8 protein-coding genes and 1 pseudogene are annotated in these 13,702 nt (G+C 34.7%); 8 read left to right on the top strand and 1 reads right to left on the bottom strand.

Translation table 11 applies throughout. The features are described from left to right. From AC3DU7_RS10060 to AC3DU7_RS10085, 6 genes and pseudogenes are all read left to right on the top strand, one after another. Nucleotides 1-881: pseudogene (locus AC3DU7_RS10060) on the top strand (glycogen debranching enzyme); the annotation flags it as partial. A 319-nt stretch (nucleotides 882-1,200) separates the two neighbouring features. Then, on the top strand, nucleotides 1,201-1,866 hold the full coding sequence (locus AC3DU7_RS10065; protein WP_488039215.1) for a vWA domain-containing protein: 666 nt from the start codon (nucleotides 1,201-1,203) through the stop codon (nucleotides 1,864-1,866). Nucleotides 1,867-1,948: 82 nt separating this feature from the next. After that, nucleotides 1,949-3,049, top strand: a complete 1,101-nt coding sequence (locus AC3DU7_RS10070) for a protein kinase domain-containing protein (protein ID WP_488039216.1) — start codon at nucleotides 1,949-1,951, stop codon at nucleotides 3,047-3,049. Nucleotides 3,050-3,119: 70 nt separating this feature from the next. After that, a complete protein-coding gene (locus AC3DU7_RS10075; RefSeq protein ID WP_488039217.1) occupies nucleotides 3,120-3,755 on the top strand; it encodes a hypothetical protein in 636 nt (211 codons plus the stop codon). Between the two features lie 10 nt (nucleotides 3,756-3,765). Continuing rightward, complete coding sequence (locus AC3DU7_RS10080; protein WP_488039218.1) at nucleotides 3,766-4,641, top strand: GUN4 domain-containing protein; 876 nt, start codon at nucleotides 3,766-3,768, stop codon at nucleotides 4,639-4,641. Nucleotides 4,642-4,908: 267 nt separating this feature from the next. After that, complete coding sequence (locus AC3DU7_RS10085; protein WP_488039219.1) at nucleotides 4,909-8,550, top strand: VWA domain-containing protein; 3,642 nt, start codon at nucleotides 4,909-4,911, stop codon at nucleotides 8,548-8,550. A gap of 207 nt (nucleotides 8,551-8,757) precedes the next feature. Here the strand turns inward: AC3DU7_RS10085 and AC3DU7_RS10090 are convergent, their stop codons facing one another. Next, nucleotides 8,758-9,276, bottom strand: coding sequence for a DNA-binding protein (locus AC3DU7_RS10090; protein ID WP_488039220.1), 519 nt, complete (start codon nucleotides 9,274-9,276; stop codon nucleotides 8,758-8,760). 170 nt (nucleotides 9,277-9,446) lie between these two features. Here AC3DU7_RS10090 and treZ point away from each other — a divergent pair, with 170 nt between their 5' ends. Together treZ and AC3DU7_RS10100 are read left to right on the top strand one after the other, a co-directional pair. Beyond that, a complete protein-coding gene (gene treZ, locus AC3DU7_RS10095) occupies nucleotides 9,447-11,273 on the top strand; it encodes a malto-oligosyltrehalose trehalohydrolase (RefSeq protein ID WP_488039221.1) in 1,827 nt (608 codons plus the stop codon). 441 nt (nucleotides 11,274-11,714) lie between these two features. Continuing rightward, nucleotides 11,715-12,584: a hypothetical protein gene (locus AC3DU7_RS10100; protein ID WP_488039222.1), complete on the top strand. Its 870-nt coding sequence runs from the start codon at nucleotides 11,715-11,717 to the stop codon at nucleotides 12,582-12,584. Nucleotides 12,585-13,702: the final 1,118 nt, after the last annotated feature.

Raw genomic sequence — 13,702 nt, forward strand, 5'->3', positions numbered from 1 at the left:
GAGATTTTTGGCGAGGAGAAGAGGAAACATTAGCTGAATTTGCTTATCGTTTTACGGGTAGTTCTGACTTATATGCTTCTAATGGTAGGTTGCCTCATGCGAGTATTAATTTTGTAACTGCTCATGATGGTTTTACTCTGAATGATTTAGTTAGTTATAACGAAAAACATAATGAGGCAAATGGGGAAGATAATAATGATGGAGAAGAACATAATCGTTCTTGGAATTCTGGAGAGGAAGGAGAAACTGATGACCAAGAAGTGTTGGATTTAAGGAACCGTCAAAGGCGTAATTTTTTGGTGACTTTAATGTTGTCTCAGGGCGTACCAATGTTATTAGGTGGAGATGAATTTGGGCGGACGCAAAAAGGTAATAATAATGCCTATTGTCAGGATAATGAAATTTCTTGGTTGGATTGGAATTTACAGGTAGAAAATTCAGATTTATTAGATTTTACTCGACAGTTAATTTATTTCCGTTGTCAACATCCAGTATTTCATAGACGTAAGTGGTTTGAAGGTCGTGCTATTCATGGTTCGGATGTGAGTGATATAGGTTGGTATAATCCTGATGGTGGAGAAATGACTGAGGAACAATGGAATATTGATTTTGCTAAATCTATTGGAATCTTTTTAAATGGAGAAGAAATTCCTGCTAGTGGTGAGCGTGGGGAAAGGATTATTGATGATTGTTTTATGATTTTCTTTAATGCTCATTATGAATTGATAGAGTTTACAATTCCTCCTAAGTTTCAAGATAGAGATTGGGTAGTTATTGTTGATACGAGTAAGTCTCGTTTTGTGGAAAATGGTAAGCAATATAAAGGTGAGGTTGATATTCCTGTGATGGAACGTTCAATTATTGTTTTGCAGCGTTTATAAAGTTGACAATTTTCTCAAGTATAGTTTTACGCACAAGTTAAAAGTAAAAAATCAAAAGTCAAAAGTAATCTCTGAGTGAGTTCAAGCATTTATAAATGTCCACTCCCTATTTGCGTAGTGCTATATATGTTGATTTTAGGAATTTATCATTTTGATATAATTAAAGAAAACTTCTGAGAGAACCTCTCTGAATTCGTTCTGAGATTGTATATTTACCCCTTGTGAACCAAGCTTTTTAGGTACATTTATATCCAATTAATTTGGCACAGCTACTTAATAAATAAACAACAATTAACTACTGTAAGGAGATATCAAAAGCATGACTCTAGAAGAAGACATTAGCCTTGCTGAAAATCCTGAACCACGCTGCCCAGTTATTCTGCTTCTGGATACATCTAAATCAATGTCGGGGGAGCGAATTCAAAAATTAAATAGCGGAATAGCTGCTTTTAAACAGGAAGTTGAAAAGGATACTACCGCATCTCTGAGGGTTGAGGTGGCCATTATCACTTTTAATGATTCAGCGGAAATGGTTCAAAACTTTGTTACCGCTGACCAATTTGTTCCACCAAAACTAACAGCATCTGGCTTAACTGCTATGGGAGAAGGAATTGAGTTAGCACTTAATCGACTAGAAGCTCGCAAATCTATGTATAAAGAATCTGACATTTCCTATTATCAACCTTGGGTATTCTTAATTACAGATGGTATTCCCACAGATGAATGGGAGGAAGCAGCTAAACTTGTGAAAAAAGCTGTTGACGAGCGAAAACTTAGCTTTTTTATAGTGGGGGTTCAGGGTGCTAACCTGAATTTTCTCAGGAAGATCGCTCATCCTAATACTCCACCCGTTATGCTTGATGGATTAAAATTTCAAGAAATGTTTAGTTGGCTTTCTGCTTCGTTGACAAGGGTTTCTACAAGTCAAGTTGATGACAAAATTAATCTGCCTCCTATTAGTGGATGGTCACAGGTTTGGGCATAGGGATAATGTTTGTCAATAAATTGGAAAAAAGGATGACAGTTTTTCTCACGGGTAAAAATGTCTATATACTTTGCTTCATATTATGGTTAGTATTCAAACTCTAAATAATCAAGAGCGAATTGAGCTTCATCAAGAAATTGGTCGTGGTGGAGAAGCCACAATTTATCAAACTAACAAGGTAGGTGTTCTAGCTAAAATTTATGATAATTCAATTAGCCTAGAAAAGGTTAATAAACTGAAGGTAATGTTGAAAAGCTCACCTAAAAATCTTTCTACTGGCGATCATATTGCAATTGCTTGGCCACAGGATTTGCTGATAGATATTGACAATCAGTGCTGTGGATTCATTATGCCTGAAATTAAAAACAGTCTGGCAATAATTAATGCTTATAATCCTCGAAAAAGAAAAGAAAAGTTTCCTAAATTTACCTGGTATGAATTGCATAAAATTGCCTTGAATCTTGCATCAACAATCAAATATTTACACGCTCAAGAATATGTAATTGGTGACCTAAAACCACAAAACCTCCTTGTTAATGAGCAAGGACTTATTTCTATTATTGATACAGATTCATTTCAAGTGTTTGATTCTCATACCAGAAAAACTTATCTTTGTCCGGTAACTTCTGGAGAATATACTGCACCAGAAGATTTAGGAGAAGTTGTGCAAAATGTAACACGTTCTGAGCTTCAAGATCGTTTTGCGTTAGCTGTTATTATTTGGCTTTTACTGTTTGGCTACCATCCTTGTTCTTATGGAGAATGGATAGGAGAGGGAAATAAACCTAATATAAACAAACTAATCCAAGAGGGAAATTGGATCTATGGAATCAATTCTCAACTCCGTCCAGGAAAACTATCAATGCCTTTAGAAATTTTACATTTTGAACTTCAGCAATGTTTTTATCAATGTTTTGATGACGGACATAATAATCCGAATAATCGGCCAAGTGCAGAAGACTGGGTGAAGGCACTTGATGAGGCGATAAAAAATTTAGGTCTCTGTTCTACTGAGGCAGCACATTATTATGCAAAAAGTTATGGAAAATGTTACTGGTGTGAAAGAAAACAGAAAATAGGTTCTGATATATTTGTTCCTCAAGGTTCACCCGCAATATTATGGCTAATTAAAGTTGGCTGGTTCAAAAGGGAAAATTGTAAGAGAAAAGATATTAAAATTTGAAGAAAAGAAATAGCTAAAAAGAATAGTTATTATTTAGAATAAAACAGTTAAAACAATTAGGTATTTGATAATGGTAAACTATCTGAAAGCTTCAGCTAAGGCAGTTCGTGTATTTGCTGGTCCTCTAGCAGCTCCTTTTGAAGGTGTTCTTAGTCTCTATGAAGATGAACAAACAGAAAAGCGTCAAGCTGAATTAGATGCAATGATTAACGAAGTGCAAAACGTGAGTCGTGAAACTCTTGGAGAAATATTTGAAGCTAGAACCGATATAAAGGAATTAAGGGAACAATTTATCTTGGGAATGGAAATTTGTTTTTCTATTCTGGCTCAAAACAGGAAATTACTATCTAGTCGAGATTTAGAAGAAAATCTTGTTGTTTTGATTGAGTCGGATAGGGAAAAGCTTGAAGCAAGGGGGTTTATTACAAAGGAAGTTTTAACCAAGGAAATATCAAAAATATATGCTGATTCTCCAAAACTTTTCCAAACAACTATTGGAATGGCAGGGTTTCCTCTTGAACTAATTCCTCAAGGTGATGAGCTTAAAGTAATTGTTTTTAAGTTTATAAATAGATGTGTAAATTTGCAAATAAATCAACAGATAAAAATTTTCAAGTCTCTCTCAGAAGAAAATCCGGACAGTGATATTTTGCGAATCCAAACTCAAATTCTTAAAGAAAAAGCTTTGAATCGTATAGGAGAGTGAAGCAAGTTTTATGTCTAATATATTTAATTATTATTTTGGTTCTATTAAAGAAGAGATAAAAACTGACTTAATTCAAGGTTATAAAATGGAAACAACTCTTTTGATTTGTCATCTTGATGAAGCAGGAGTGGAAACTTATCACTTACAAGAACGTGACAGTTTATATAATGTGGTGAATAGTTTTCTAAATCTATGTCCTAGATATGATCTGAAGAAGCTAAACCGAATTTTTAGAAAATTATATAAATTAAGTCCTGGTCTTTCTTCACTAAAAAAAGCTCAAGATATATTAGAGAAAGCAATTGATATTCCCCCGGTATCGCCACCAACACCAACACAACCACCAACACCCGATCCTACACGTGGGCCGATTACAGAACCATATCCAAAAATTTATGACAAATTAGAATATTTTCTACAGAATGAACAGTGGAAAGAAGCCGATCTAGAAACAATGAGAGTATTGATAGAAATTGCTGGTATTGAAAATCCTATGAAAGACCGGGATTTAATAACATGGTTAGATAAAAAAGATATTGACAACATACCTGATGAAGCTTTAAAAACCATAAATAAACTCTGGGTAAAATACAGTCAAGAGCATTTTGGCTTTAGTGTTCAAGCAGAAATTTGGGGTGAATGTAGGGGAAAACATGGAGACTTTAATTTTATAATATACAAAAATAAATTTGCTAAAAGAATAGGTTGGTATGACGGAATAAACTGGATTAAAAGGTATGATAAGTTGGATTTTTCTAAAGATGCAAAACGAGGACATCTTCCTTCTTTAAGTTTTCCAAATCAAGAGATTAGAGAAATACAGTGGAGCAGGTGGAAAGAAACTTTTGAACGTTTTTTCCCGCGTTTATTTAAACTTATAGATTAACCCTATAAATTCTGATAATAAATTTTCGTAATTGTGCTCATAGGTAGTGTTGTCTTAATGTAAGCACTCAGGTCTTGAGGTTACATTATTCTTCATTTTGTCCAGATTCAGTGTTTCAGAACTGAAAACTGTATCTAATGGATACTAAAAAAATCTATAAATGAGACTAAAAGGTTTCTGGAAAGCGATAAATAAATAGATATGATTATTTGTCAACCCCAGCACCTGAATACTTACGTCCTAATTTTCTTTGTCTGGAGAGCTAAAATGTTTATTTTGATCGGAAATGATGAAATTGGAATTGTTGAGAAAAAATGGGCTTCAAATCTTTCCCTTCGCCTTCCTCCAGGTCGAATTATTGCTTTGAATGGGGAACCAGGTATTCAAGCTGAAATTCTTGAACCAGGACAACATTTTGGATATCCTTCTTTGCAATATACCATTACTAGAGTACCAGTTATAACTATTAGTCAAGAAGAAATTGGATTAGTAGAAGCTAAAGATGGTAATCCTCTTGAACTAGGACAAAACTTTGGAAAAGTAGTTGATTGTAATAACTTTCAAGATATAAAAGCTTTTTTTGATAATGGAGGTCAAATAGGCAAACAACGAGCAATTTTAACCAATGGTACTTATCGAATCAATACAGAAATGTTTAAATGTCGGAAAGTTCCAGTCACTAGAATTGAAGCCCATCAAATAGGATTAGTAGAAGCCAAAGATGGTTCTCCTTTAAAACCGGGTAAAAACTTTGCTAAGAAAGTTAATTGTCATAATTTTCAGGATGCAGAAGCTTTCTTTGATAATGGAGGTCAAGTTGGCAAACAAATAGATTTTTTACCGCCAGGAACTTACAAAATTAATACTGACCTATTTAAAATTATTTCAGTAGAACAATTGTCAATTGGAACAGAAGAAATAGGCTTAGTAGAGGCTAAAGATGGAGTTTCTTTAAAACCAGGACAAAGCTTTGGAAAAGTGGTTGATTGTCAGGACTTTCAGGATGGAAGTGAGTTTATCGGAAAAGGAGGTCAGAAAGGTAAGCAACGTCGTATTTTAACGGAAGGAACCTATCAAATTAACACCGAACTATTTAAGATTCGTAAAGTTCCTATTACTTATATTTCTCCTGAAGAAATAGGCTTAGTAGAAACGGAAGATGGAAAGCCTCTAGAACAGGGAGAAAACTTTGCTAAGAAAGTTGATTGTAATAATTTTCAGGATGCACAAGCTTTCTTTGATAATGGCGGTCAAGCTGGTAAACAACTTACTACTCTAAGAGCAGGTAAATACTACATTAACACTGATATTTTTAAGATTAAAAAAGTCTCTGCTACGACAATTAGTCCTGGAGAAATTGGGTTAGTAGAAACAAAATATGGAAAGCCTCTAGAAGAGGGAAAAAACTTTGCTAAGAAAGTTGATTGTAATAATTTTCAGGATGCACAAGCCTTTTTTGATAATGGGGGGCAAGCGGGTAAACAAATTGCGACTTTAGAACCAGGAACCTATTACATTAATCCTGAAATATTCACTATTCATAAAGTTCCTATTATTAGAATTCCTCAAGGAGAAATAGGACTGGTAATTGCCAACGAAGGAGCTTCTAAGTCTGATGAACAAACATTAGGTAGAGTGGTGGAATGTAACAACTTTCAAGATGCTGAAGCATTTTTGAAAAATGGGGGGCAAAAAGGTAAGCAACTTGCTATTTTGAGTGATGGTGACTATAAAATAAATACCGATTTTTTTACAGTCATTACGACAGCTAATGCCAAAAAATATAACGAAAATCCACAGAAACTAAAAATTTACAAAATTAGCCCTGGTCAAATTGGCATTGTAACGACAAATGTGGGGAAAACACTCCCTAAAGATGAAATTGCTGGACCTGTCATTGAGGGACATGATAATTATCAAAATGCACAAAAATTCCTAGATTTAGAAGGATATAAAGGATTACAAGAAGAAGTTATCAAAGAAGGAGACTGGAAGCTAAATCCTTGGTTTGTTGAAGTTGAACAAGTTCCAATCACTATAATTGAGCAAGAAGAAGTAGGAGTTGTTATTTCTTCTGTTGGAAAAGAATATGACAAAAATGATAAGACAGAGCCTCTTTTGTCTGATGATGATAAAAAGCTCGTTTTTCTCGATCAAGAAAAGTCTCCATACCAATTAGTACCAAAAGGCTACAAAGGGGTTCAAAAAGAACCTCTTACTGCTGGTAAATACGCAATTAACACAAAAGTCAAAACAGTAAAATTAGTGCCAACTACCCAAATCATATTGAATTGGTCAGATGACGAAAAACATCCCTCAAATTATGACTATGAACTGAAGAAAATGAAGCTGACTTCATTGGATGGTTATGAAATTTCTGTTCAGTTTACCCAAATTATTCGTATCTCTTCTGACAATGCTCCTAAGATGATTTGTCTGGTTGGATCTAATGCAGGGACAAATAAAATATCTGTTAATGATGAATCTCGGCAAGTTGTTAAGAAATATCCAGCTATTAGAAATCTGGTTTCTCGTGTATTAACAAAAGTCGTTTCTAGTCATTTTCAACAAGCTGCTACTGGTAAAACGGCAATTGATTTTCAAGATGCAAGAAAAGACTGTCAAGATGAAGCCGAAGAATATATAAAAGAGCGTCTTGAAATGATTGGTGTTGAAGGATGGGGTACTGTTATTGATGAAGTTGATTTACCCCAAGAATTAGATGACTACAGAAAAGGATTAGAAAAAGAAAAACAAAAAGCTAAAAAAGCTGAAGAAGAAAGTAAAACAATTAAAAAACAAATAGATACTGCAAAAGAGCGTCAGAAACTTGTTGAAGAAGAACAAAAAGCAGAAGCTATAGCAGAACGTACCAAAAAATTAATGGATGCCGAAACAAACTTTGAGATAGAAAAAGCAAAAGCACAAGTCGAGCAACTGCATTTAGACAACTATCAACAACGCTTAGATATTGAAGCCTCTCAACAGGAAAGAATTAGCCTAATAGATATTAATGCTTTTAAACAGAGAATTGCTGCTCTTAGTCCTGAAATTTATGCCCAAATAGAAACACAAGGAAAATGGGCAGAAGCAATGTCTCAAATGAAAATCAATTATCCTCAAATTATGATGACTGGAGGTGGCAATAGTACTTCTGGAGATCCAACATCAAATTATTTTCAGTTATTGCAATTAGAGCATTTAGAAGCACTGAGAAATCGCGTTAATCCAGGAACATCGACACCATTACTTTCCACGGCAGGAACAAAAAATTATCTTTCCCCAAACCAAGAACAGAAAAGTTTATCAGCTAAACCTAAGATTCCAGTCGTCTTACTACTGGATACATCTAGTTCAATGTATGGTGAGCGTATAGATTCCTTAAATGCTGGAATTACTTCTTTTAAACGAGAATTTGAACCTAACACTGACGCATCCCAGAATGTAGAGTTAGCCATCATTACCTGTAATAGTAACGGACGAACAGTTCAAGAATTTGTCAGTATGGATAAATTTATTCCATCTCCCCTGAAAGCTGAAGGTACAACTACCATAGGCAAAGGAATTGACTTAGCATTAGAGGAAATAGAAAATTATCAGAATTCTAAAAAACCCTGGGTATTTTTAATTATAGGTAGCTCCCCAACTGACAATTGGCAAAAATCAGCACAGCGTGTCAGACAAGCTGTACAAGACAATAAACTAAACTTTTTTGTAGTTGCTGTTCAAGGAGCAGATATGATTAGCTTGGGAAAAATTGCTCCTTTAAACACACCACCCAAGTTGCTCAATGGTTTGAAATTCCGTGAATTATTCCACTGGCTGGCAGAGACTCTCAAAACAGTTGCCAACAGTCAACCAGGTGCTGCTATTTCAATTCTCCCTATTACAGAATGGGCAGAAGATTAGTATTAATTATTAGACACTTTTCTATAGGGGCGAATAGCCATTCGCCCCTACTGTAGTCTACCAAAATGAAAACCGCTTTAATTCTCTTATCTTTCCTGAAGAGAATTTCTAGTTAAGGAGGAGCGATCGCCACACACCTTTCCCAAAAAACACCCAAAACCACTATATATAGTAGTCAAAAACTATAACGTTATAGATATGTAGTGTTTAGCCTTTTGACTTTTTCTTTTTTGCCCGCTGCTGAAGCACTTCTGGAGGCGGACCATAATCTCCATCACTGAAGTATACTCGTTCTACTCTATTTCCAGGTTCTACTTCAATCCAGAGCCGGGCACCTCCGGCTTGACTATTATTAGGTTTATGGGGTTGATAGACTATTTGACAAGGTCCGTGAATTTTCACCGCGTGACAATAATCTTTTTTGCCTCCTACTTTGACGGCGACTGCTGTATGAGAAGTTCCATGGTCTCGGTTATAATCTATGGTCTTTCGCAGAACATGAATAAAAGTATTGGCTGTGCGTTGATTTTTGTTCCAAGTTGGTTCTGGACCTCGACGACCAGGCGTAATTTCTGGCATTCCCCTCTGATTTAGGGGAATCTGCCAAAGTCTTTTGACTTTTTTAGCACCTATAACGCGACCACTGTTCAGTAGAAATCGTAATCTACCTGTAGAGATATTTAGAAGAAAAGCTGCTTCGGTGGTACTAACTAATGAGACACTCATAACTATAACGTTGTAGTTTTAAATTATTTACATGAAAGGAAAAATTTATAATTTTTTTTCAAAAAAAGAATTTAATTTTAAGAGTTTCATAAATTAACAGACAAAAATGTAGTCTAAAATTAGACAACATTAATTATAAAAAATTCAACGCCCTAAGAGTCTATAAATCTATGAGAGTTGGTAGCCATTATTCAGCAGAAAAAAATCAATGCCTATTTACTGTTTGGGCACCTTTACGAGAAAAGTTAGCTGTACATATTGTACATCCCCAAAAAAAATTTATTGAACTTCAAAAAGATGAATGGGGATATTGGCAAGGAGAAGCAAAAGACATTGACCCGGAAACTCTCTACTTCTATCAATTAGACCGAGAAACTGACCGACCAGACCCTGCCTCTAACTGGCAACCCCAAGGAGTACATGGTCCTTCAAAAATAGTAGACCATCAAAAATTTACCTGGAATGATAGTTCTTGGCAAGGTATCCCCTTGGCAGAAATGATTATCTATGAACTTCATGTCGGTACCTTTACCCCCGAAGGAACTTTTGCAGCCATAATTCCCAGGTTGCCAGAATTAAAAGATTTAGGGATAAACGTTATAGAAATAATGCCAGTTGCCCAATTTCCAGGCGATCGCAACTGGGGCTACGATGGAGTTTATCTATATGGTGTCCAAGATTCTTATGGTGGGCCGGATGGTCTAAAGGAACTTGTTAATGCTTGTCATCAAATGGGCATTTCTGTAATTTTGGATGTTGTTTATAATCATTTTGGTCCAGAAGGTAATTATCTCTGGGATTATGGTCCTTATTTTACAGATAAATATCATACTCCTTGGGGTAATGCTGTTAATTTTGACGACGCATATAGTAATGAAGTGCGTAATTTTTTTATTGAAAATACTTTGTATTGGTTAGATAAATATCATATTGATGGTTTACGTTTAGATGCTATTCATGCCATTTATGACATGAGTGCCGAACCTTTTTTACAACAGTTAGCTGACCGAGTAGAAGAGTTTAGTAAAAATGGTAGTTGGAAACGTTATTTAATTGCGGAAAGTGACTTAAATGATGTGCGAGTTTTACGTTCAAAAGAGAATGGAGGGTTTGGTCACGATGCTCAATGGTGTGATGATTTTCACCACTCTTTACATAGTCTTTTAACTGGAGAAAGTTCTGGATATTATTCTGATTTTAAGAGTATAGAATCTCTGAAAAAGTCTTATAAAGAAGGATATGTTTATACAGGAGAATATTCACCTCATCGTCAGAGAAATCATGGTAATTCAACCCTGGGTTTTGGGGGAGGAAATTTTGTAGTTTGTATTCAAAATCACGACCAAATAGGTAATCGATTAATTGGAGAAAGATTATCAGCTTTAGTAGATTTTGAAGGATTAAAATTAGCAGCAGGAGCAGTTTTAATTTCACCTTTCGTACCAATGTTATTTATGGGAGAAGAGTATGGAGAAGAAAATCCTTTTTTGTATTTTGTTAGTCATGGAGATCCTAATTTAGTTGAAGCAGTCAGAAAAGGAAGAGCAGAAGAATTTAAGTCTTTTAACTGGTCTGGAGAAGTGCCCGATCCTCAAGGAGAGAAAGTCTTTATGGAGTCTAACTTAAATTGGGAAAAATCCAAGGAAGGTAAATATGGAGTTTTACGTTCTTTTTATAAACGGTTAATTGAACTACGGAAAAAAATTCCAGTATTAGCTAAACTTGACACCTCTCAAATAGAAGTAAAAAGTTTGGCCGATAAAAATGTCTTATTGCTTCACAGGTGGGGAGAGAAAAGTAGTGTATTGAGTCTGATGAATTTTGAAAAGCATTCTGTGACATTTGAACCTCAACTACCGACAGGAAATTGGCAAAAACTGATTAATTCTTCAGACCGAAAATGGATGGGAGAAGGTGCTGTTTTACCTGAAAAATTATTATCTGGACAAACCGTGACAATTAATCCTTTAAGCTTTGCTCTTTATGAGAATTTATAAAACCCATGTGGTATCTATGCGATCCCTAACCTCCTAAGCATCAGTTTTTTCCAAGATTCTCTTTCTCCACTTTTGATGGCTTGGGGGATAGTTGAAACCGAATCTTGGTCATAATCGTCGGATAAATTTTCTTTAACTTCTGTATGATTTTTTCAGGGTGGTATCCATTGTCAAGTACAATAGCAATTTTAGGAATGTTGACTGGTTTAGATTTAAAGCAGTCAATCAATAATTGTCTGATAAAATTTCTATTAATCAGCAAATAAAAAGTCGCCCTACAAGAGCGAGGCGTAACTACCCAATTTTTCGGTGAAATTCATTTCTCAATTTTAGTGTTTATTGTTGAGTCTTGATTTAATATAATACTTAAAATTCATGATAAATTTCCCAAAAAACGTTTTTTCTGAGTCTTTTCCAATTTTTCAAAAATTACCTCCTTCTATGACTTCCATAAGGGAAAGAAAAGTTCTTAAGTATTTCGCTCGTTGCCTTTACTCTGGTGCGGGAGAAATAGTCGATCTTGGTTCAGGAGTAGCAGGAACAGTATATCCCTTTGCTTTGGGATTATCAAAAAATCAACAAGTATTAGAGAAAAAATCTAGAATTTATGCCTATGATGCTTTTACAACTCCAAAACAAAAAGTTGCAGCTAGAGGAGGACAAATTTATTTCCAAAATACTAGAGAAGCTCAAAAACAAGACTCCTACTTACACATATTTCAAAAAAATTGTAAGACTTTGATTGACTATGTTAATGTTTGTGATGGAGATATTACTACATTGTCATGGTTACATAAACCCATTGAGATTATTCACATTGATATAGCAAAAAAATTAAAAGTATGGCAACACATTGTCAAAGAATTTTTTCCTGATTTTTGTGTCAATCAAACGATTGTTGTTAATCAAGATTTTTCTAGATCGAGACTTCCTTGGTTAATTTATTCTACTGGTATAATTCTGCCCTATATTGAATTTTTCGACCATGTGATTGATGGTGTTACATATTTTAAAATAGTTCAAGAAATACCATCAGTTATTCTTGGTAAACTCGCAGAAGATGATTTTAGTATTGCTGAGAAGATAGATGCAATTAATAAAATCACTGAGGTACTTGATGATTGTATTTTTGTAGGTAGTATTAACAAGGATTTAATGAAAGGACTTATGGAGCTAGCAATTGCTTATGTTTATTATTATTTTGGCGATAAACAAACATCTTCTACCTTGGCAGAATCACTAAAGAATAATCATGCTCTTGTCAGGCATTGCTCGGGGTTCTTTCGGGAATTAGGTGTTTCTCTTCATTGAAGTTTAACTACTATTAATTTTTGACTCTATTTGGGCTACACAAACAATAAACATAAAGTTTAATATCTCAAAAAAATTTATCTGTTAAACGTGAAGTTTTGAACTTTTAACGTAAGCATTCAACACTCAGCATTTCTTGTTTGAATATGTTCATGCATCGTAAGCATTTCCTGCGGAATGCTATTAGCAGTCAGCTCTCAGCAACAAGAGTTTCTTACAGCAGATTTCAGGCAAATGATGTACAGGGTAAATCGTAAAAATATTGTAGCGTGGGCATCTTGCCTGCGTTTAGGCATCTTGCCCGCGCGGGTGTACCTTATACCAATTTCATAAACTGAAACAACACTTGTAAAAGTATCTATCAAGCTTAAAAACTAAGGTGTCAAGTTATGTGTAGTCTGACTTTAGGAAATTGGTATTATAACAACGGAAAGCGCTGTAATATTAAGACAGTGTTTAATATTAAAATAGACTTTAAAAGCAAAGGAGCCAACTTTTGTAGTAAGACAATTAATAAAGCTTTTATCCTAAACTTAAGAGCAATAGCTGAAGTTCGCAGTTCCTCCGGAGGAGGCTAGCTGAAGTTCGCAGTTCCGACCATAGGAGGCTGGGTGACAGCTGTTTGCGCAGCATTCCGGAAATGCTTACCATGCATCTGATTGCTGTTTACGGAGCATGACCTAGGAAATACTCACCTTTTAACGACTAATCAATCAACACTTATAGCAGTTTTCATGTTTCATAGAATACAGAGATTTTGGCTGAAAGGCGGCGGTAGCTAAAGTTTTGTAGTCAACATGAGTGAAAACTGCTATAATTATATCTATTTAACTATGCAAATTCATAATAACATTATAGAATTTAATCTACTTCTAGTTTTGACTTTGGAAGTAGATAAAGTAGTAATTTCATATTTAGCCAAACTAGGAATTTTTCATATTTATGCTTTTCCTAAATGCTTGAAAAACAAATATTTATCTGTTAAACGTGAAATTTTAAACTTTTAACAGCCAATTAATAACCACTTAATTATCTCTATTTAACTATGCGAATTCCCATTACAACCTATAGAATTCAATTTACTCCTCATTTTGGCTTTGATGCAGCTAAAGTTATAG

It is taken from the genome of Okeania sp., assembly GCF_983059655.1.